Annotated in this window: 17 protein-coding genes; 6 read left to right on the forward strand and 11 right to left on the reverse strand. The window is 61.6% G+C overall.

The window, feature by feature from the left end:
• Positions 1–47: 47 nt before the first annotated feature.
• Positions 48–188 carry a hypothetical protein gene (locus ACP4XC_RS00945; protein ID WP_427173021.1) on the reverse strand — a complete coding sequence of 47 codons (141 nt, stop codon included), beginning with the start codon at positions 186–188 and terminating at the stop codon, positions 48–50.
• A 259-nt stretch (positions 189–447) separates the two neighbouring features.
• On the opposite strand from ACP4XC_RS00945, the gene ACP4XC_RS00950 reads away from it, so the two are divergent.
• Positions 448–1,770: an ISL3 family transposase gene (locus ACP4XC_RS00950; RefSeq protein ID WP_427173022.1), complete on the forward strand. Its 1,323-nt coding sequence runs from the start codon at positions 448–450 to the stop codon at positions 1,768–1,770.
• A gap of 513 nt (positions 1,771–2,283) precedes the next feature.
• Here ACP4XC_RS00950 and ACP4XC_RS00955 read toward each other — a convergent pair.
• Positions 2,284–2,868 carry a histidine phosphatase family protein gene (locus ACP4XC_RS00955; RefSeq protein WP_427173023.1) on the reverse strand — a complete coding sequence of 195 codons (585 nt, stop codon included), beginning with the start codon at positions 2,866–2,868 and terminating at the stop codon, positions 2,284–2,286.
• The gene (locus ACP4XC_RS00960) at positions 2,869–4,386 is read right to left on the reverse strand and encodes a CCA tRNA nucleotidyltransferase (RefSeq protein ID WP_427173024.1); all 1,518 of its coding nucleotides are present in this window, start codon (positions 4,384–4,386) and stop codon (positions 2,869–2,871) included.
• A gap of 159 nt (positions 4,387–4,545) precedes the next feature.
• On the opposite strand from ACP4XC_RS00960, the gene ACP4XC_RS00965 reads away from it, so the two are divergent.
• The 5 genes from ACP4XC_RS00965 (at position 4,546) to trxA (ending at position 10,565) form a co-directional block, all read left to right on the forward strand.
• The gene (locus tag ACP4XC_RS00965) at positions 4,546–5,094 is read left to right on the forward strand and encodes an NUDIX hydrolase (protein WP_427173025.1); all 549 of its coding nucleotides are present in this window, start codon (positions 4,546–4,548) and stop codon (positions 5,092–5,094) included.
• Positions 5,095–5,162: 68 nt separating this feature from the next.
• On the forward strand, positions 5,163–7,226 hold the full coding sequence (gene murJ, locus ACP4XC_RS00970; protein WP_427173026.1) for a murein biosynthesis integral membrane protein MurJ: 2,064 nt from the start codon (positions 5,163–5,165) through the stop codon (positions 7,224–7,226).
• Positions 7,227–7,392: 166 nt separating this feature from the next.
• Positions 7,393–9,087, forward strand: coding sequence for an ABC transporter substrate-binding protein (locus ACP4XC_RS00975; RefSeq protein ID WP_427173027.1), 1,695 nt, complete (start codon positions 7,393–7,395; stop codon positions 9,085–9,087).
• Between the two features lie 158 nt (positions 9,088–9,245).
• Positions 9,246–10,202: a thioredoxin-disulfide reductase gene (trxB, locus tag ACP4XC_RS00980; RefSeq protein WP_427173028.1), complete on the forward strand. Its 957-nt coding sequence runs from the start codon at positions 9,246–9,248 to the stop codon at positions 10,200–10,202.
• 36 nt (positions 10,203–10,238) lie between these two features.
• The gene (trxA, locus tag ACP4XC_RS00985) at positions 10,239–10,565 is read left to right on the forward strand and encodes a thioredoxin (RefSeq protein WP_427173029.1); all 327 of its coding nucleotides are present in this window, start codon (positions 10,239–10,241) and stop codon (positions 10,563–10,565) included.
• Between the two features lie 5,416 nt (positions 10,566–15,981).
• Here trxA and ACP4XC_RS00990 read toward each other — a convergent pair.
• From ACP4XC_RS00990 to rpmH, 8 genes are all read right to left on the reverse strand, one after another.
• On the reverse strand, positions 15,982–17,256 hold the full coding sequence (locus ACP4XC_RS00990) for a ParB/RepB/Spo0J family partition protein (RefSeq protein WP_427173030.1): 1,275 nt from the start codon (positions 17,254–17,256) through the stop codon (positions 15,982–15,984).
• Positions 17,257–17,321: 65 nt separating this feature from the next.
• Positions 17,322–18,389 (reverse strand): ParA family protein, encoded by a 1,068-nt coding sequence (locus tag ACP4XC_RS00995; protein WP_427173031.1) that lies wholly within the window; start codon positions 18,387–18,389, stop codon positions 17,322–17,324.
• Between the two features lie 87 nt (positions 18,390–18,476).
• Positions 18,477–19,127 carry a 16S rRNA (guanine(527)-N(7))-methyltransferase RsmG gene (gene rsmG / locus ACP4XC_RS01000; protein ID WP_427173032.1) on the reverse strand — a complete coding sequence of 217 codons (651 nt, stop codon included), beginning with the start codon at positions 19,125–19,127 and terminating at the stop codon, positions 18,477–18,479.
• Positions 19,128–19,146: 19 nt separating this feature from the next.
• Entirely contained in the window at positions 19,147–19,713 is a 567-nt protein-coding gene (locus ACP4XC_RS01005; protein ID WP_427173033.1) for a protein jag, read from the reverse strand.
• Positions 19,713–20,690, reverse strand: coding sequence for a membrane protein insertase YidC (gene yidC, locus ACP4XC_RS01010; RefSeq protein WP_427173034.1), 978 nt, complete (start codon positions 20,688–20,690; stop codon positions 19,713–19,715). The genes ACP4XC_RS01005 and yidC overlap by 1 nt, the downstream gene beginning before the upstream one ends.
• Before the next feature lie 16 nt (positions 20,691–20,706).
• Positions 20,707–21,102, reverse strand: coding sequence for a membrane protein insertion efficiency factor YidD (yidD, locus tag ACP4XC_RS01015; RefSeq protein ID WP_427173035.1), 396 nt, complete (start codon positions 21,100–21,102; stop codon positions 20,707–20,709).
• Positions 21,095–21,505 carry a ribonuclease P protein component gene (rnpA, locus tag ACP4XC_RS01020; RefSeq protein ID WP_427173036.1) on the reverse strand — a complete coding sequence of 137 codons (411 nt, stop codon included), beginning with the start codon at positions 21,503–21,505 and terminating at the stop codon, positions 21,095–21,097. Before rnpA ends, yidD begins: the two co-directional genes overlap by 8 nt.
• A 41-nt stretch (positions 21,506–21,546) precedes the next feature.
• A complete protein-coding gene (rpmH, locus tag ACP4XC_RS01025; RefSeq protein WP_003800212.1) occupies positions 21,547–21,684 on the reverse strand; it encodes a 50S ribosomal protein L34 in 138 nt (45 codons plus the stop codon).
• Positions 21,685–21,713 lie beyond the last annotated feature (29 nt).

Here is a 21,713-nt window from a genome sequence, read left to right on the forward strand (position 1 = left end):
CCTTCCACCGTTGCCTTCCACCGTTAATCGGCCCTTCCGGGCCGTCCTCAGCGCGTCATGCCGATCCGATGAAGTACGGCGTGGATTTCTTCGCGATTCCGGTCCAGGAGTTGGGCGTTGAACGTGGTGGCGGCCTTGCCGCTGGCTTTCCGTTTCGCGGCCCAGGCTTTCCTGATTCTCTTGATCATGGCTTCACCTCCTCGCGATGCCGGATGGATGCATTGGTTGGCCAAAGGCCAGTAAATGATTACGAATTCGGGCACAACAATTAGAGCCGTTGAAATGGCCGATTAAAAGGGCCCTTCGCAGATGAGCGTGGTTAGGGCTGTCTGGCGCCGAGGGCGGGAGCGTGTCCTGATGCCGCTGCGGCGTGGTGCGGGAGGAGAGAGGTCAGGGCCTCTTTGAATTGGTAGCGACCAAGCTTCCAAATAAAAAAGAGACCCTGATATGCCTAATGCTACTTCCTGCCCGGGCGGTCGCTGGTGCGAGCGGGCAGACGCGCTTCTTGGTGTCCACGGCATCCACGTCTGCTCTGTCACGGCGGCCGGGACCGGCCTGGTTCTGCACGTTGAGACAGAGGAAACTGTTAGCGGTTGTCCGGACTGCGGTGTCGTCGCGGTCGGGCACGGCCGCCGGCAGGTCCGGCTCCATGACACCCCGTGTTTCGGGCGGCCGGTGCGGCTGCTGTGGGCCAAGCGTGTCTGGCGCTGCCCGGACCCTGACTGTCCCAGAACCACCTTCACCGAAGAGCATGAGTTGGCCGGGCCCCGGGCGAAACTGACTGCCAGGGCCGTGGCGTGGGCGACCGACGGCCTGCAGCGTTTCGACACCTCGGTCTCCGCCCTGGCCCATCAGCTCGGCGTCTCCTGGCATACGGCCTGGGACGCCATCAAGGCAGAGGCCGCCCGACGAATCGCAGCGGCCGGCCGTCTGACTGGGGTGAACGCGCTAGGCGTGGATGAGCATGTCTGGTCCCATACGGGCCCGCCGGGTTCCGGGATGGTCACCGGGATCGTGGACCACACCCGCGACGCGAAGGGCGTGGTTCACGCCCGGTTGCTGGACCTTGTTCCGGGCCGGTCGGGGAAGGCCTACGCGGACTGGCTCAAAGCCCGCGGCGAGGAATTCACTGCCGGCATCAAGACCGCCGCTTTGGATCCGTTCCGCGGCTACGCGAACGCTATCCGCGACGAGCTGCCCGAAGCGATCACCGTGTTGGACGCGTTCCATGTCGTGAAACTGGGATCGGCCATGGTCGATGAAGTCCGCCGCAGGGTCCAGCAGGACACCCTCGGGCACCGCGGCCGCAAGGGCGACCCGCTCTACGGGATCCGCCGGACCCTGCAGATCGGCGCCGAACACCTCACGGACAAGCAATCCGCCAGGCTCGATGCGAAACTCACCCTCGGGGACCCGGACCACGAAGTCACCCTGGCCTGGCAGTGCTACCAGAAGCTCCGGAACATCTACCACGCCAGGCCGGAACGGGGCAGGGAACTCGTCAACGAGGTGATCTCCTCGTTCCCGTCCTGCCCGATCCCGGAGGTCTCACGACTGGGCCGGACGCTCAAACAATGGAAGGCAGCAATCATGGCCTACTTCGACACCTTCGGCGCGTCCAACGGCCCTACCGAAGCGATCAATGGCGTCATCGAAACCACCCGCAGAATCGCCCGCGGCTTCCGTAACTTCACCAACTACAGACTCAGATGCCTGCTCGCCGCAGGCGGTCACCGCCCCTACCGGATCAAACAGACCAACCATGCCTAAATGCGAAGAGCCATTAAAAGGCTGGAATTGGGCGTACAAAATTCGGCATAGTCGGGGAATTTACTTAACCACGAAGTGATCTGGGGCGGCCCGGATTCACCCGCCGGAAAGCACGTTCCGAACTATGGGTGCTGAGTGATCGAGCGGTCAGCTGGTCTGGCGTCACCCGAGCGAATTCTGCTTCGAAAGATCCCCATCACAGGGAGCTTCCATGTCTCGGGGGCTTCGCCGGAAATGCCGGCAGCCCACGCTCAGGAGGCAGCGACTCCGGAACCGGGGCGCGCTTCAGCAGCAGAGGCCGGGGCTGCGGCGACGCTCAACGTCCATCCGCTAGTCAAAGTAATCATTTTCCCAACCTCCTTTTCAGAACTGCCGCTGTGCCGATTAATGGCCCGGACAATGCACGCTGTGACCCTGGCAAGACGCGCTGGGGGTTAGGAATAAAATTACACCCTGAACCAGGCATTTGGCCACCAAATTCACAAAGTTCTTCAAGTCCGTTTATGAATCGCTTTATAGTCCCCAACGCACCACTGCGGGGGTCTTCTTATCCCACCCCAGGGTGCACAGCTTTGCCGTACCCAGCACGAAATGCCGTCCCTCATGTGCGTCCAGCCCCAGCCAGCGGGCGGTCAGAATTCTCGAGAAGTGGCCATGGGCAACGATCAGCACGTTGTCCAGGCCGGATTCCAGGACGCGGGCCACGATTTTGTCAGCGCGGGCGGCCACGTCATCCAGCGTCTCCCCGTTGGGCACGCCATGGGTCCAGATCAGGTACTCGGGGTTGTCCTTGCGGATCAGGTCCGAGCTGATGCCCTCATAGTCGCCGTAATTCCATTCCACAGCGAGGGGTTCTTGTTGTGCATCGGGGAATCCGGCCAGTTCCGCCGTGCGGCGTGCCCGCCGAAGTGGCGAGGTCAGGACCAGGTCAAAGTCCACGCCCTCGAGCACTTTCCGTGCCTCCACGGACTGCTGCTCGCCTTCCACCGTCAGGGGGAGATCGGTAAGGCCGGTGTACTGTCCGCTCTTTGACCATTCGGTTTCGCCGTGGCGCAGTATCCATAGCTGGGGGCGCGCAGCGCTATCGGGTGCAATCACTTAGGACTCCTCGGTTGTGGAAAGTTCGACGTCGGCGCCCGGCGCCGGTGCGGACGGTACTGATGCAGGGGCCGGGTCGGCGGCTTCGGGCTGCAGCGCCCACCATTCGTGGAGCTTTGCCTCGGCGACTGCTGGGTCGAGCGGCCCATGTTCCATCCGTTCCTCCAAGAGGAACTTGTAGGCGCGGCCCACCACCGGCCCGGGTTTGAGGCCAAGAATGGCCATGATCCGCCCGCCGTCCAAATCCGGGCGGACTGCCTCGAGGGATTCCTGTTCCTTCAATGTCACGATCCTGGCCTCCAGATCGTCATAGGCGAAGGACAACCGGTCAGCCTTGCGCTGGTTGCGCGTGGTTACATCTGAGCGCGTCAGCCGGTGCAGGCGCTCCAGCAGGGGCCCGGCGTCAGTGACGTAGCGGCGGACCGCCGAATCACTCCAACCTGCCTCGCCGTAGCCATAGAAACGCATGTGCAGCTCCACGAGCCGTGCCACGGCCTTAATGGTGTCGTTATCGAATCGGAGGGCCTTCATGCGTTTCGCAGTCAGCTTGGCGCCCACCATATCGTGGTGGCGGAAGCTCACCGCGCCGCCCGGTTCAAAACGACGCGTCGCCGGTTTTCCGACGTCGTGCATCAAGGCCGCAAACCGCAGCACAAAATCCGGGCCGGGAACGGCGCCGTCGGCAGCTGTCTCCATGCCGGCAGCCTGCTCGAGGACCTGCAGCGAGTGCTGGTAGACATCCTTATGCCGGTGGTGCTCATCTGACTCGAGCCGAAGCGCAGAGACTTCAGGCAACACGTATTCGGCAAGCCCTGTGTCTACCAGGAGATCCACGCCCACCCTGGGGTGTTTGCCGCAAATAAGCTTGACCAGTTCCTCACGGACGCGCTCGGCGGAGATGATGGTGATCCGCTCGGCCATCCGGGTCATTGCCGAGCGCACGTCCTCGTGCACCTCCACTCCCAGCTGCGAGGCAAAGCGGGCCGCCCGCATCATCCGAAGTGGATCGTCGGAGAAGGACGTCTCAGGGGTGCCGGGCGTGGCCAGCAGCGAGGCGTGCAAGTCCCGGACACCGCCGAAAGGGTCAACGAGCTCCATCGAAGGCAACCGCAGCGCCATGGCGTTGATGGTGAAGTCGCGCCGGAGCAGGTCGTCCGTGAGGGACGAGCCGAAGGCCACCACCGGCTTGCGGGACTGGGGATCGTAAGCCTCGGCGCGGTAGGTGGTGATCTCGATCTGGAAGCCTGCTTTGCGCATCCCGATGGTGCCGAAGGCGCGGCCGATCTCCCAGTAGTTGTCCGCCCACTTCTTGATCAGCGCCACCGTCTGGTCCGGGGTGGCATCCGTGGTGAAATCAAGGTCGGGCGAGAGCCTGCCGAGGAAGAGGTCACGCACCGGGCCGCCCACCAGGGAGAGCTCATGGCCCGCCTCGACAAACCGCTGGCCGAGCTCCAGGACCACCGGGTCCACTTGGAATTCGACGGTGTGGGAATCTGACTTGTGATGTGCGTGCGCCATAGTTACTTAAGCTTGTCAGAAAACCCCGCCATCACCCACCAAAACCGTTCCGGAAGCATGCGTTTACGCGGCGGGCGGGGCAATGTGCGTCATAAGCCGTCCACTTTCTTGTCATGTTCCGGTCATCACCACGGGGCAAGAGTCGTTAGAGTGGACTTCATGGCCCATCCCGTACCGAGCGCTCCCGGCAGGAGGACAAACCCACCCTTGCCGTCGGCAATAGGTGCCCACGTCGCGCCTGCCCAGCACCCGGGACCGGCTTCCCTGCCCACCGTTGAGGAAATCTCCGCGGGCGGCGTTGTGGTCGATACCTCCGACGGCGAATTGAGGGTGGCGATTATCGCCCGCCTTAACCGCGGGGGCCGACTTGAGTGGTGCCTTCCGAAGGGCCACCCGGAAGGCAAGGAAAAGAACGAGGAAGCCGCTGTCCGTGAGATAGCCGAAGAGACCGGCATCAGCGGCTGCATTCTCGCGCCGCTCGGAAGTATTGACTACTGGTTCACAGTCAGCGGGCACCGGGTCCACAAGACTGTTCATCATTATCTGCTCCGTGCAACCGGCGGCGAGCTCACCATCGAGAACGATCCGGACCAGGAAGCCGTGGATGTGGCCTGGGTCCCCATCAACGAGCTGGCCCGCAAGCTGTCGTTTCCGAACGAGCGCCGCATTGCCGATCTGGCCAAAGAAGTCCTGCCGGAACACCTCTGAGGTCACATGGCCCTCCCACTAAGCGCCGGTCATATGCTTGACCGCGCATATTTGAGACGATGAAGGCGATGTCAGCAGCCAAACCTGTTTCCTCCAATCCCGGTGCCGCCGGCGCCAAGACTGCCCAGCATGGAGAGGCCCGTTCCAGCGCCATCATGGCTGCGGGAACATTGGTGTCCAGATTCCTGGGCTTCGGCAAGACCTGGATGCTGGGCGCCGCCCTCGGCCTTGGATCCACCGTCAACGACACCTTCATCAACGCCAACAACCTGCCGAACCTGATCTTTCTGCTGGTGGCGGGAGGCGTCTTTAATGCCGTCCTGGTGCCGCAGATCATCAAGGCCAGCAAGGCGCCCGACAGGGGAGCCGACTACATCAGCCGGCTGCTGACCCTTGCTGTCCTGGTGCTCCTGAGCCTCACGTTGCTGGTCACCCTCCTGGCGCCGTGGGTCATCGAACTCACCACCCAAGGGTATTCCCCTGAACAGAAGTCGCTCGCCGTTTCTTTCGCGTTCTGGTGTCTGCCGCAGATCTTCTTTTACGGGCTGTATGCCCTGCTGACGCAGGTACTGAACGCCAATGGTGCGTTTGGCCCCGCCATGTGGGCGCCCATCCTGAACAACATCGTGGCCATCGCCGGCCTGGGCATGTTCATCTGGATTCTTGGTGCTAACGTCACAAATCCCCACACCCTGGACACGTGGGGGCCCTTCCAGACCTTGCTGGTCGCGGGATTCTCCACCATCGGAGTGGTGGCGCAGACCGCCATCCTCTTAGTTCCGGTGTTCCGGCTCCGGCTCGGCCTTCGGCCACGCTTCGGCTGGCGGGGAGTGGGGCTCGGGCAGGCGGCAAAGCTAAGCGTCTGGACGCTGTTGACCGCCGCCGTGGGGCAGCTCGCCTTTCTCTACGTCATGCGAATCGCCACTATTCCGGGTGCCGAACGCCTCCGTCTTCAGCACGCGGGGGACCCCGCCGCGGAGCTGCTGCCGGGAAACGCGGTCCTTGAGGTCGCGAGCCAGCTCTATCTCCTCCCGCACTCCATCATCGCGCTGTCCCTGGCCACCGTGCTGTTCAACCGGATGACGCGAGCCTCCCAGGAGGGTGACCGTGCGGGGCTGAGAGAGGCACTGTCCCACGGATTACGGACCATGGCCGTGGCCACCGTATTCGGGGCCTTGGCACTCTTTGCGCTGGCGGGCCCGCTGGGCATGTTCTTCTCGGGCGGCCTGCGGCAGGACGGCGTCATGCTGGCCCAGACACTGACCATCCTGGCCTTGAGCACGCCGTTCATGAGCGCGAACTTCATGATGTCCCGGGTTTTCTACGCCAACGAAGACGCGCGCACGCCCTTCTATATCCAGTTGATCCTTGCACTGGTCAACGTGGTGGCAGCCTTCTTCATCCAGTTCCTGCCGTTTGGCCAAATCATTTTCGCCATCGCCGTCCTCTATACCGGCGGGAACATCCTCTCGGTGGTGGTCAGCGCGTTCTTCCTTCGCAGGATGCTCGGCAACCTGGACGGGCCACGTATCGCCAACTCCTACATCCGGATGGGCTATGCGGCGCTGGGGTCCGCCTTAACCGGTGCTGTTGCCCTGTGGTTGATGGGGAGTTACAACGCCGACGGCTTTGCCTGGATCAACCGCTTGACTGCCCTGGTCACAGTGGTCGTCGTGGGTCCCGTGATGCTGGCGACCTATCTCTTGCTGCTCAAGTTGTTCCGCGTCACTGAATTGAGGGACCTGCTGCAGCCGTTGCTTGGCCGGTTGGGCCGAGGAAGCCTGCCCGCCGCAGCGCCTGTTCCGGCCGATTCCGCCAGGGTCGGTTCAGCCGCGAAACGTGGGACGCCGGAACGCGCCACAGTTTCCGTGGACACCGGCCTCATACCGCGCATCTCCGGAGAGTTCGACGCCGCCTCCTTCCGTGCCGGACCCCGGGTTGAGCGAGGCGCCGACCATGGTGAAGACGTTCCGGCCGGGCTCAAGGAGGGGTATCTCCCATCCGAAGACATTCCCAACACCGCGCGCGGGAACCTCGTGCGTGAGGAGATCCCGCTGCCGGGCCGCAGGACATACCAGGGAGCGGCCGGACGCAACCCCTACTTCCGCAAGGACCGGAAGAAGAAAAGGTGACAACGCCTCGAGTTCCCCGAGCCTGTCTCACGCGGGGGCCACGGACCATCGGCTAGGATCAGAAGCTAACAAGGGTAGTTTGCAGACCAGAAATTAACCGGCTTACCGGCGTGTGCGCTGCGGCCTGATTCAGGCCAGCGATTCCCGGACAGTCTAGGAGGAACCCGTGTCCCACCCGATCGATGTTGGATCTGTACTTGGCGGCCGCTACAAAGTCACTGCCACAGTACTGACCTCACACGACCAGGATCTGGTGCTGGATGGCGTGGACCAGGTTCTAAACCGTCCCGTGAGCATCCTGGTGGCTGGCCCGGAGAATGCAGAGCAGGTGGCACAGAGCGCGCGCGAGGTTGCCACCGGGGAACGTCCCGGAAACGTGCAGATTCTGGATCTGGGCGTCAGCGATGCCACGACCTACCTGATCACCAACCACACCTCGGCCGCTGACCTTCTGGACCTGGTGGTGGCCTCGAACCCTCCCTATGTTGAGCCGTTCTTCACGGACACGCTAGGCAGCGAAATCTTCGGGCAGGCCCGCTCCCATGAGCCGGAAACCTACGACGGGCTGTATGACGAAGAGGAAGTCGACGCCGGCGTCATCAGCTACGGCGACAGCCAGCCCGGGGGACCCCGGAAACCACCGCCGGTGGTACCGCCGCGGTCACCGTCGCCTCCTGCCAAGGCACCCGCCACAGGCGGGACTAACAGGGCGGCCGCCACGGGTGCCGCTGCTGCCGGAGCGGGAGCGGCCGCTGGCGCAGGTGCAGGTGCTGCGGCAGGTGCTGCGGGCGCCGCGGCAGCGAAGTCCCGCACCGAGGCGGCGTCGCCTTCAACCGAGCCACAGCCCACGACTTCGCCAGCCGACACGTCTCGGCAAACCGCCTCTCCCCGGACGCCTGCGGCTCCGCCCAGGGCGACTTCACCTCAACCGACTTCTCCCCAGCCGGTGCAGCGCGGCACCGGCTTGGGTGGATCCACCAAGCCTCCGGCCGCACCGCCGGCGGGAGGCCGCGTCGACGCGCCGCGGTCAGCGGAGGAGGCACCCAAGGTGTCTCTCTGGTCCGGAGATGACTACAAGACTTCGGACAACCACGCCCAGGGGGCACCTGCTCCTTCCCGCAGCACCGGGGAACGGGCCGCTGGAACATTTCCGGCCTTCGCCCGTACGGGGAATGCCGAAACCGACGAGTACGACGATGACGAACCAAGTGAGCGCGAGCCGCGATCAATGCGCTGGCTCGTGGGAGGTCTGCTGGCCGCTGTCCTTGTCGTAGGCCTCATCCTTGCCATCACCAACCTGGGAAGCCTTTTCAAGAGCGGACCTCAGGCGAACCCGAATCCCAGTGGCTCCAGCAGCGCGGCGCCGGCACCGACGTCCGCGCAGGCCAGCCCGAACCCAAGCGCGCCGGTGGCAGGACCGCCTTCCATCGAGGGAGTTTCCCGCTTGGGCAACTTCGACTTCGCAGCCACTTACGACGCCGATCTGACCAAGACCTTTGATGGCAATGGCGCGAGCTACTGGTCCGACATGGAGTTCGCAACGGACAACTGGGGTGGACTTGCCACCGAAGTCCCGCTCGTTGTGAAGTTGAAGAATCCCTCCAAGGTTTCCTCTATCACCCTCAGCCAGCTGGGCGGGTCCGGCGGAAGCATCAGCGTGTTCACCAACGACCGCCCATCCATGGACGGCGCCAAGCAAGTGGGCACCAACAGCTTCACGTCCCCGGATCTCACTATTCCGTTGCCGGAACCCGTAACGGCTCAGTATGTGATCGTTTCCATCAAGAATCTTCCCAAACTGGCAGCACCGAAAACCCGCTACGGTTACGGCCTGCGCCTAGCTGAGATCAAAGTCCAGTAACCGGCACGCCTCCCGGAGTATCCAGACGGTAGCCTGAGTGTTGGCGTCCTACTTATGGCGCGATCGACACTAGGAATATTCGGCACCGCGAATCAGTTGTGCCATGTGCCCGGCCGGAAAAGCCAGGCGCATCGACCAAGGAAGAGGTTCACCGTTCAGTGAGCAACGCAGAAAACACCGCGTCCGACGTACGTGATGTCATCATCGTCGGCTCCGGCCCGGCGGGCTACACCGCCGCGGTGTACACGGCGCGCGCCAACCTGAAGCCCCTGCTCCTGGCGGGATCGGTTACCGCCGGCGGTGAACTGATGAACACCACGGACGTTGAAAACTACCCGGGCTTCCCAGAGGGCATTATGGGCCCCGACCTCATGGAGAATTTCGAGAAGCAGGCTGCACGGTTCGGCACGGAGATCCAGTTCGAGGACGTCACCGAGTTGAACCTGGAGGGCGACATCAAGACTGTCACCATCGCCACGGGGGAGAAATTCCAGGCCCGCTCCATCATTCTGTCCACCGGTTCGGCTTATCGCGAGCTGGGCCTGCCGAACGAGAAACGCCTCTCTGGACACGGTGTTAGCTGGTGCGCAACCTGCGACGGCTTCTTCTTCAAGGACCAGGACATCGCCGTAATCGGTGGCGGCGACTCCGCCATGGAAGAAGCGCTCTTCCTCACCAAGTTCGCCAAGTCCGTAACGGTAGTGCACCGTCGTGACACACTCAGGGCCTCCAAGATTATGGCGGACCGCGCCCAAGCCCACGAGAAGATCAACTTCGTGTGGAATACCGGGGTGGACGACGTCATTGGCGAAGAGAAAGTGACCGGCCTTCGGCTGAAGAACCTGGTGGATGGCACCGAATCGGAACTCGCTGTGACCGGTGTCTTCGTGGCGATCGGCAACGATCCCCGCACCGATCTCGTCAAGGGAAAGCTGGAGCTAACCCCCGAGGGCACCATCGCCGTCGAAGGCCGCACCTCGAAGACCAGCATCAAGGGCGTCTTTGCCGCGGGTGATGTCATTGACCCCACGTACCGCCAGGCCATCACGGCCTCGGGATCCGGCTGTGTAGCAGCTCTGGATGTCGAGCACTACCTGGCAGACATTCACGCTTAGCAAGCAATTATTCCAACCGAAGGGAAAGACAAGGTTATGAGCAACGCAAAAGACGTAACGGACGCCAGCTTCAGCGCGGACGTACTAGCGTCCGACAAGCCGGTCATCGTGGACTTCTGGGCCGAATGGTGTGGCCCGTGCCGCAAGCTTGGTCCCATCCTCGATGAAATCTCAGTGGAATACAGCGATAAGGTCGACGTCGTCAAGCTCAACGTTGATGACAATCCGGCCATCGCGGCTGAGTACGGTATTACGTCAATCCCGGCGGTGTACCTCTTCCAGGGCGGCGAGGTGAAGAGCACGGTGATCGGCGCTAAGCCGAAGCAGTTCTTCGAAAAGGAATTCGCCGACGTTCTGTCCTAAGACTCCGCCCGTTCGGGCAGGGAACCCTCAGAGGCGGTGGTCGCTAGTCTTGGCGGCCACCGCTTTTCTTGTGCCGCTTCAATTTCGTGGCGGCCCAGCGATGCAGGCCGAATAGCATCGACCGGTTGGCTTGCGATGACAACCGAATAAACTTCAATTCGGCTATGTAATTCGGTGGGGTGGATTTGGCCGTCAGCGCCGCCATAACTAGTCACACCTAGGGGAGTGGTGGGTTGGCCCGCGGGCGCGGGACGCGGATGGCTGGACAATCTGGCCCGTGGTTGCCCCCAGCGGGCCAAGGGGTCGGCGGATCATGCCTGCTTGTTTCACGTGAAACGCCGTCCACCGTAGAAATCTTTCTCCTAATGCGCGGGCCTCGATAAGGCTTCCCAGCGAGGGTCTGCGCCGAGTGACGCGTCCTGTTTCACGTGAAACACATGCCTTCTGACGTCCTCGCATTCGGATGTCCCAACCGTACTGCTCTCCGCTAAGGGTCCCCTCGGGGCACGTCAGGGAACGGATAGCCCAAATCCTGCGAGCCTCTCGCCCGACGGTCGAAACAGGCACCCCACAGGCCCCCCGATTGTCTACTCTCCCGCGATCAGGAGCAAGCTCCAAGGTTCGCGAAGCTCAATTTGATCGGGGGAATGCGGCAACGCCGCTGCGGACCGGGCGGTTCATCGATGACCGGGCCGGAGGCCTCCGGAAAGTAACTTTCGTACACTCGCTCTACATGCACAACGTAGTAAGCAGGCCCTCCCGAGCTGCACCGTAAGTTCCGTTTCGCCTCTTCAAAGGCCAAGAGGGGGACCGTCGCATTTCCTCCGCGCAATGTTTCACGTGAAACACAACCCAGTCGCAGCCTGTCGCTCGGTGCCGGTCCCCACTAGGACTCTCAACGTCACGCAAGAGCCAGTTGAGGCTGAACCGACAGCCGGATCCTGATGTTCCGCTTGCATTTCCCAGAGCCCGCAGCGGAATCCTAGGTTCAACCCATGTGTCTCCGGCGCCGCGGCCCCGACGAGCCGAAGAACGTTTCACGTGAAACATAAATTCGAACCACGCATGGCCCACTACGAGCGAAGGGCACGCGGAGGCGGCTTGCCGTCGTCTGCAGCGATGAGGCGCACGGGTCCAAGAGCCGGAACGCACCTCTCTACGAAACCAAGGAGTGGCGGGGGAAGCACCACGGTATGTTTCACGTGAAACCGCACCGGCCTGCGATGACCGGCATGCGATAGTATTTGGCGCACACAACGGCCCGCGCAACGCTTCCAGGCGCTGGCGGCGTTGCGTGCGCGCGCCTCTGACGTACGATGACCGGTCTGCGAGACTACAGACCCCCAGCGCGCGAGGTCGCGGACAAAAAGGCTCCCTCCCGCAGTTCGCCAAGCGAAGCAGCGTCGGTGAGACACGCCGCCGCCCCGATCACCAGGTCCGCCCGAGTCCGGCCGTCGTGACGGTCACCTGGATCCTTACGAGGTCAGGAGACCACAGATTATGTTTCACGTGAAACGGGCCATTTCCGACGACGTTTCACGTGAAACATCCTGCCATAACGCCCAGCGGCACTGTGGACAACCAAGTTCATTTGTTTCGATGCAGCGTCTGCAAGCCCAACGGCTAAGAGGAGCTCTGGGCGCCACGGGGGACCTACCAATCCTCAGCGCGCTGGTTCCTTACGGCGTTCTCCTGCTCTTCGCCCGCAGCCGGTGCCCGGTACACCGGCGCCAGAGGTGCAGTGGCGAACCCCATCTCGCGCCCACGGCGAAGGCAACGACCGAACTCACTGTGTGAGCCAGGCCCGGCGTGGGAACCCTCGTGGAAGCTCGGGTCTGGTGAGGCGAGTCATCCCCGTCGCCGGCCGCGAAAGTACGGTGCACCCCAATCGGCCGTAAATGAAGTCTGCATCCGTGAGGACCTTCCGGCCCTAACCGCTACCCTCGACAAAGCGGCGCTGTGACTTTGGTGAGGGATCCAGGAAGACATGAGCGGCCGTGCCGACTCTGCACCTGGCAGCTTAGGCCTACAGCACCGCGGGATCGGCTTGGAAGGACAGCCATCGGAGCGCCGTGAACCGCAAGGTCTCGTGGTTCACCGCAGACCGCCGTCCCGGATCACCGTTCGGCACGCTGCTCCATCGGGACCGAAGGCATGCATCCAGATCCTTGCCGCTCATCGCATACGCCTTGGTCCATGCTGCTGCACTTACTTACGCGCTTGGTTCCCGACTTTAGTGGCTGGCTGGTGGGGCTGGCCTGTAGAGAGCACCCTCATGCCATGGCATCCCGAACGATCAACGGGACGCGCACGCCAGGCCACAGGCCGGCGCGGCACGCCCAACCCGCGCCGGCAGTGGTTCAGCCCTACTTGTTCCATACCCGCACGACACCTCGCAGGCGGTCTTACGGATTTCCTGTCGACGTGGGGGCACCGACCAAACAGACGCGATCAATCGCCCCGCCTCCAGACCATAGATTTGCCCCGTCGCGCAAGGATTGGATCCTTATCCTAGAGAAGCGCTACGCGTGCACAGGGGAGTCCTGGAACGGACAGGGACCGCAGGGCTGGCTCCTACACTGTCACGTTCGGTCGGATTAGCGTGCCGGCCAGCATCCGCGTGTCCACGCCCGGCCACCCATTCTCAGCAGGATGCGGCAAACGTCTCGTAACGCGCCGCGACCAACTCCTGCCGACAGTCGACAGGGCAGAGTCGACCGGCAGCTTCGGAGGGTTCGACGTCGATTGCCGCCAGGAGGCTCTGCACCCTCGACCCAGTGCGGCAGACGCCTCTTCTTGGCGCTCCCACCCGCAAAAGGTACCAGTGTTCATTCATGTTCTGACTTACCGGGCGACGCCACCGCGTGGCAACCAAACGACGATTTCCACGGTTCGCTGAACAACCACGAAGGATTTAAGGACCCAACCTGTGGGGGATAACACCCGCATGTTCATTGCCTAACACACATTAGGGCACATGTTTTCCACAGACGTTATCCACAGCTATATCCACAGTGCCGCAAGCGGCTTGGCTGGCTAAAGCAATAGGGCCTTGCATGCGTCTGCTGGCTCAGCCAAGTGGCTCGCACCGAGAGATGCCAAGTTAGCCGAAGTAGCAGGTAGCTTATGTGACGAAATGAGCCTAAAAACTGTCTTTTCGGCGAAAAACGGTGCGTTTGGGCCTCATTCGGGCGTCGTAAGCGGGGTCATCGCGTTTCACGTGAAACAACGCCGAGAGGGGCTCCGTTCGTCCAGCTGGGTTCAACGCTCATTCGCGAATTCAGTCGCCGGTGTGGTGGTGCTTTCCACAAAGTTATCCACAGCAATATCCACCGTGTTATCCACCGCTGGCCGGGCAACTCTTGGGGTCGTCCCCAAGACCGGATGGTGCAAATCACAACGCCGAGATGTCTTCCCCAATGCAAGACCAGGCCGCATCCCTGCGGAACAGACGGCAGCCTGACATCGTTTCTTTCGAACCACGCGGGCCACGCCAGCGTGGCGACTGTTCGTCTGAGCTTCACCGGACCACGTCTACCCGACAACGTCGGCCCACAGTGCTTGTTCACCAACTCAACCACACGGCCCGATACGAGCACCTCCGCGTCTCCCGCACACCGAAGGGTGGCGATGGTCGCCAGTCTAAGGAAGGCGGAACATCCCAATCCGCACTAAGGGCGTGGGGCCTATCCCGAAAGCGACGCAACGAACCAGTCACCACCTAGCGTCTGGAGGCCGGAAGCTATCTCTGGGGCTCGGTCAAGCGGGCGACGCCCGGCAGCGATCAACATCTTCATCACGCCGCGCAACCAACCTAGCTGCGGGCGTCGTCACCCGCATCTCAGCCGCCCAGCCAGGTCCTCCGGTCAGGGCCGCCAGTCGGGGTAGCCATGTAAGGCCGCTCGACTCGATGCCATGACCACAACCTGGGCCACAACGCGCGCAAGATGTATGCGATGCATATCCTCAGCTGCCGGCAGCTCACCCGGGTCTGGCGAGCGGAAGAACAAGGGTCCCCGTTTCACGTGAAACATGATCTTGGCTGGGACGGGCGCGGGGGCCTCTCCCGGGTGGGTACACGCGCACCAGGAACACAAAAGATCCGATCGTCCTGGCGGGATATTCCACGAGCCGTGAGAGATCACCAAACATCACGACGTCCACGTACTCGCCAACGGCAGAGCAAGCCGCTTGTGCCAAAGCCAAAATTTTCCAATGCCGGTCTGGACAATGGAAAGGCGATCAGCGGCAGGAGCGCGGACGCGAAAGCCGCCTACGGGTCGAGCATGGATCACGCATGGCAGACGTGATCATTCGTAAAGTCCAGAGTCACTTTGCACGCAGACTAGAATCAAATCCGATGCATAGACACGGTTTCTCTCCTACGTGCCCCCTGCTCCGGGGGAGGGTCGGGCAGGCACCTGGCACCTGGCACCTGGCACTGTAACTCTTTCCTGGCGCGCAGGGACGTGTATTAGAAGTCCGCGAATATCAGGCGTCCCGCGACGACGTTGGAGCGGTGGGCAATGCTCGCCGTAAGCGCGCCGGCAAGCCGACACCGGTCGGGAACCCCTTCCACCAGTGGCATCGGATACGCCGGTAGGGTCGCATCCCCTACGAGGGTGGGTTTGGGGCCCTTTCGGCTGGTGTCGCCCCGGGACGCCAGGAACGCGGGAATGATCGCCCCATGAAGTCCACGGCGGTTAGCGCGGCATTCAGCGCCCCTCAGGCATATGAGCGGATATGACCAATGACGACGGCAGGACTCTGACTGAGTGCCTCATCCTGCGCACCATCTCGAATTCTTTACTCGTTGCACCGGAACCTTCCCTGCTAAGGGTCATTTCCCTATATCCGCGACCCCACCGGCCTGCAGTCGACGCGAAGACGGATTCCCGCCTGGGCGTCTAACAAACCGACCAAGGCATAACGTGGGCCGGCTGGCGTTCAACCGGGGTGGTGCGTCTGGCACGATAACCGGGACAGTACGTTGTTTCACGTGAAACAAGTTTCCCGGCCACAGCCCGCCTGTCTGCCCATCACGCGGGCTGTGCGATGACACACCGAAGTTCCACCTTTCCGCGGTGCTGCATCAGCGGTAGTAGTAGAGCATCGCCCATGTAAGAATGTGTTTGCGCACAGCAAGTGCCAGGACAGGGCGTCGTGGAGAGCCTGCTGGCCGTCTCCGCCTTGGAGCCTCGATGGTAGACATCGTCTGGACTATAAGCTGGGGTGAAGAACAACGGCCCGAGTCCGTGCCGGCTAGTGTACGAAACTGCCCCGACAACCCTTCGAGGTGGTCAAGTGCGGGGCATCGCCAGACCACATTGAGATTGATCGGAATTACAGCAGACCGTTACGAGAATAGGGTTTGTTTCACGTGAAACAAACCCTATTTTCAGTACAAGTCGTTCTACTAGTTGGGAGAGCCCGGCGTGAGTACTTCCATGATTCGGTTCAAATCATCGACACTCGCGAATTCAATGCTCACGCGGCCCTTCCTGGCTCCCAGCGAGATTTTAACGTTTGTGTCCAAGCGGTCGGACAGGGACGATGCGAGGTAGTCCAGCCGCTCGTGACGTGCACCGGGACGGGGGACGTTGTTCTTCGTCGGCGTTGAGGTGCTCTGGTACAACGTCACGGCCTCTTCCGTGGCACGAACCGACATCCCTTCGGCGACAATTTTCTGGGCCAATCGTTCCATAGCAGCGGCGTCAGGAAGAGCAAGCAAGGCGCGCGCATGCCCGGCAGAGATCACATTCGCCGCCACTCTGCGCTGCACCAACGGCGGCAGCTTCAGAAGCCGCAGAGTGTTGGAAACCTGCGGTCGCGAACGGCCAATCCGGTCCGCCAGCTGCTCATGCGTCGTACCAAAGTCTTCCAGAAGCTGCTGATAGGCAGCTGCCTCTTCCAAGGGGTTGAGCTGGCTTCGGTGGAGGTTTTCCAGAAGTGCATCACGGAGGAGGTCGTCATCTGTGGTGTCGCGGACTATTGCGGGGATCGTTTCGAGCCCAGCTGCCTGCACTGCACGCCACCGGCGCTCACCCATAACCAGCTCATAGGGTTCTCCACCGTCTTCGGTTGAAGTTCGCACCACAATTGGCTGGAGGACGCCGATCTCCCTGACGGAGTGGATCAACTCTGCCATGTCGTCCTCATCAAAGACGGAACGTGGCTGCTTGCGGTTCGGATGAATATCCCCAACTGGGATTTCGGCAAACCGCACGCCGGGAACTTCAACCAGCTCTACAGCAGAGGAATCGTCCCCAGACGGGTCGGACCCCTGTTCCACCGAAGCACCAGCTCTTGCGGGGATCTCCCTCGCCGGCTGCGATTTCGTAGCCGCCTTTGCAGTTGGCTTCCGGGAAGAGGACTTGGACGAAGCTTCGGTATCCGCAGCATTGCCGTTGGCCGCTACGCGCGGACGAATATCAGGGACGTCCTGGGTCCCAGCAACAGGAACAGTAGTGGCATCGCCCACCTGCCTGATGTCACGGTCCACGCGTTGAGCTTCCACATCATCCTCTTCAATGATGAATTCAGCCGGAGTGGAGGGCTTCTTCCTGGACTCCGGGAAGAAGAGATCGACAGGGCGGGAAGGCGCTGCACCGTTGCCGGAAGTGTTCGCTTGGGCGGAACTTGGAATGAGTGCGCCAAGACCACGACCGAGGCCGCGTCGCTTATCGCTCATGGATAGATCCCTCCAATGAAAGAGCCGGGGCAACCCGACTCTGGCTAGTGCAGTTGTTGAAAATTCTAACGTTCAGCGATTTCCGCTGCGGCTTCCAAGTAAGAAAGTGCACCGCTGGAGGACGGATCGTAAGTCATGACTGTTTGCTGGTAGCTGGGCGCCTCCGAGATCCTGACCGATCGCGGCACCACGGCTCCCAACACCTGATTTGGGAAATGCTGGCGCACCTCGGCCGCAACCTGGGCCGCCAAGTTGGTACGGCCGTCATACATGGTCAGGAGGATGGTCGAAACCACGAGATCAGCATTGAGGTGCTTCTGGATCATCTCGATGTTCTTAAGAAGCTGACTCAGTCCTTCCAGTGCGTAGTACTCACACTGGATGGGGATGAGAACCTCCCCGGCTGCACAGAAGGCATTGACGGTCAGGAGGCCCAGGCTGGGCGGGCAGTCGATGAAGATAAAGTCGAGCCGCGGCTCGCCGGCCTTTTCACGCTCTTTGGCATAAACATCGATTGCGCGGCGGAGCCGCTGCTCGCGTGCCACGAGCGACACGAGCTCAATTTCGGCACCCGCAAGGTGAATAGTGGCTGGGGCACAGATGAGGTTGTCTATGTCCGGACACTGTGCCACCACGTCCTTGAGCGGCAGGTCGTTGATCAGAACGTCATAGATGCTGTCCACGTCAGCGTGATGCTCGATCCCAAGGGCGGTCGAGGCATTTCCCTGCGGATCGATGTCAATGACCAGAACGTTCAAGCCTGCTGCTGCAAGAGCAGCTGCGATGTTAACGGTGGTAGTGGTCTTACCCACGCCACCCTTCTGGTTGGACACCGTGAAAATCCGGGTGTTCTCCGGCTTAGGGAGTCCGCGTCCCATCAATTTCTCGCGGCGTTTGTTTTCATGAGCCAGCTCACGGGCAATGGGGCTGGAATCATCGATGGAATCCATGATGTTGGGGACCGCGGGAGCGACGGTTTCACGTGAAACACCGGCCGCCTTGGACCGGTTTGAAACCGAATTCACGTGTTTCCATGAATCAGCCTGCGCGATTGAGGGCGCAACCATAGCCCGCGCGGACCCCAGGGACACAAACGGGGGGATCCGCTGTGTGGAGGCTTCGCTACTGGTCACTGTGACACACTCACTCTCATTCGGCTTTTTCTGCCGTTCACTAGCCTAACCGCTTCGCGTTACAGTCCCGCGGCACCGGGCCAGTGGCTAGGCAATCTTTTGAGTCTTATTGACGACGATGCGAACCACTGTAGTGGGTTCCTCAAGGAGATCTTCACCGACCATCACCACCGACGTCTGCACCCCGCCGAGCTTTCGGATCACCTTGGCCGCCTTTGCGATCTCCTCGCTCGCGCTGCGGCCCTTGATGGCAATGACTTCGCCTTTGCCGGCAAGGAGGGGAATGGTCAAGCCAGCCAGATTCGTCAACGCGGAGACAGCCCGCGCCGTCACGACATCGGCGTTCACCATGCCTATGGCCAATTCTGCCCGGGTCCGCATTATGGTGACGTTGTGTAGGCCAAGATCGTCAATCACCTCTTGGAGCCAGATCACTCGACGCTCCAGGGGCTCGATCAAAGTCAATTCAAGATCCGGCCGTGCAATGGCCAGGCAAAGTCCCGGCAGGCCCGCCCCGCTCCCTACGTCCGCCACATGGCTTCCCTTGGCGATCTCGCGCTCAATGACCGCACAGTTCAAAACGTGTCGGCTCCAAAGCCTCGGAATTTCGCGCGGGCCGATCAGTCCCCGTTCCGTGCCGGAGGTGGCCAAATGCTCAACGTAGCGCTTGGCAAGATCCAATCGGTCACCGAAGATCGCCTCCGCAGCCTTCTGCTCGGCCAGCGTCATTTCAACCATTGTCAGTGCCCCGGCGTTATCAGTCTGCGGAGACAACGATGTGCCTCCCGGCACCTTCGCCCTCGGATTCGCTGACAAGTCCGAGATCAGCCACGGCGTCGTGAACGATCTTGCGCTCGTAGGCGCTCATCGGTTCAAGAGCCACGGCCTCGCCGGATTCCTTCACCGAGGCCACGGCATCCTCTGCAATCTTCTGGAGATGTCCGGCGCGGTCCTGGCGGTAACCATTGATGTCCAGGACCAGCCGCGAACGGTTTTCAGTGGCCGATAGCACGGCCAGGCGGGTCAGCTCCTGGAGGGCTTCAAGCACTTCACCGTCGCGCCCTACGAGGCTTTCGAGTCCGGCGGAATCCTCTTCCGCAACGATGGAGATGTACGTGCGGCCGTTACGGACCTCAATGTCGATATCGCCGTCAATATCGGCAATATCCAGGAGTTCCTCGAGATAGTCGGCGGCGACGTCGCCCTCTTCCTCAAGCCGGCTCGCAGCAGTGCCCTTGTCCGCATCCTGGGCGTCGTTCCGGGCTTCGTCCTGGTCCTCAGGGGCCTCGGCGGAAACAGCGTTTTCGGTGCTATCGACAGACATTACTTCTTCTTCCTGTTCTTACGTTGTGGCTGGACGCGCTGACTCCTGGCCTCCGCCGCAGCGGCAGCAGCAGCCTCGGCAGCCTCGGCGTCGGCTTTCTTCGCTCCCATCAAGGGCAGCGCCGGCAGGCCCCTGGCAGCCCGGCGCTCGGCCAGGGCTTTCGCGGCGGGGGAGCCCGGCGTCGGCATCCGGCGGATCACGAAGAACTGCTGTCCCATGGTCCACAGGTTGGTGGTGGTCCAGTAGATCAGTACGCCGATGGGGAAGTTGATGCCACCCACACCAAAGACGACCGGCAGAATGTAGAGCATCATCTTCTGCTGGCGCATGAACGGACTGGCCATGGCCTCTTCGGACATGTTCTTCGCCATGATCTGCTTCTGGGTGATGAACTGCGACGCCGTCATGGCCAGGATCATCACGATCGACAGAATGCTGACGATCACCTGTGAATCGCCGCCTCCGCCGTGGAGCAGCGAAGCGGAGAGCGGAGCACCGAAGATGCTCGACTCGTCAAACTGTTTGACCTGTTCCGGGCTCATGGCACCGATGCCCTGGCCGCCCTGCTTCGCCGTGCTGATGCCGGAGAGAACCTGGAAAAGTGCGAAGAAGAACGGCATCTGGATCAGCATCGGCAGGCAGGCCGAGAAGGGGTTGGTGCCGTGCTTCTTGTACAGGGCCATCTGCTCCTGCGCCATGGCCTGACGGGAGAGCTGATCGGTCTTGCCCTTGTATTTGTCCTGCATTTTCTTGAGGTCAGGCTGGAGCAGCTGCATGCCGCGCTGAGCCTTGATCTGCTTGACGAAGACGGGAATAAGGGCGGCGCGGATGACCAGCACCAGCCCGATGATCGACAGGGTCCATGTCCATCCGTTGGCCCCTGGCAAGCCCAGGACACTCAGTCCGTCGTGGAAACCAATCATGATGGCGGACACTAGCCACTTGAACGGGGCCAGAATTGTTCCAAAGATGTCCATACGTTATCCCTATTCGTTAGGCCGCGATGCGGCCTTCTCCATCAGTCTGAGCAGCCAGGTACTTGTCCGGATTGTTCAGCACAACAATTGTGGGGGTTCGGCCTTCGGGCCATTCCCGGTGGCCGGCGGGGACATGGTCCACTCCACCGTCATTCCATGGATGGCAGCGCACCAGGCGCCGGGCAGCGAGCCAACTTCCCTTCACAGCACCGTGAACCGTGATCGCCTCGAGGGCGTAGGCCGAACAGCTGGGGAAAAAACGGCAGACCTGACCGTACAAGGGAGAAACCACCTTGCGATAGGCCAAGAGCAAGAGAATCAGGATGTTTTTGGGCAGGTTCCAGAGCATCCTGCCCAGGTTCGCGGTTGCGAACTGGAAGAAACGGACGACGGCGGCAGTTGAGTTACGCACGCGGTGTCCCTTCCTGTGTTGTGTCCTGTGAAACCGATGAAGCGGCCCGAGGAAGGCGTCCACCCAGCCGTCTCATGGTTGTTTCGAGAGCGGCGTTGTAATCTGCCAGCAGATCGTCCCAGGTTGCGGTTGCAGCCGCAGGCAACGCCCGGACCACAATTGCGAACCCGGTGCCGTATTCCTGCAACGACAAAGCGCCGGCTTCCCTCAGTCTCCTCTTAACGAGGTTCCTGACAACAGCGTTCCCAACACTCTTGGAAACGATGAATCCGATCCGGCTCGGTTCCCCGGCAACAATAGCTGCCGTATATAACACTACGTTCCGGCGTCCATTGCGGACACCGGAACGTACGGTTGTTGAAAAATCGGTTGAGGTCCTGAGACGGTTCCGGGTGGCTAGCACCGTTAAACTCGCAAAGGAATGTAGACCGACGAGTCAGTTATTTAGGCCGACAGTTCGGTGCGGCCCTTGCCACGACGGGCTGCCAGGATGGCACGGCCGGCACGGGTACGCATACGAAGGCGGAAGCCGTGCTTCTTGGCTCGACGGCGGTTATTCGGCTGAAAAGTCCGCTTGCTCACGTTAGTTACTCCAGTGGATCAAAGGTGCG

This window comes from Arthrobacter sp. 92 (assembly GCF_050260325.1).
Lineage (GTDB): Bacteria > Actinomycetota > Actinomycetes > Actinomycetales > Micrococcaceae > Arthrobacter.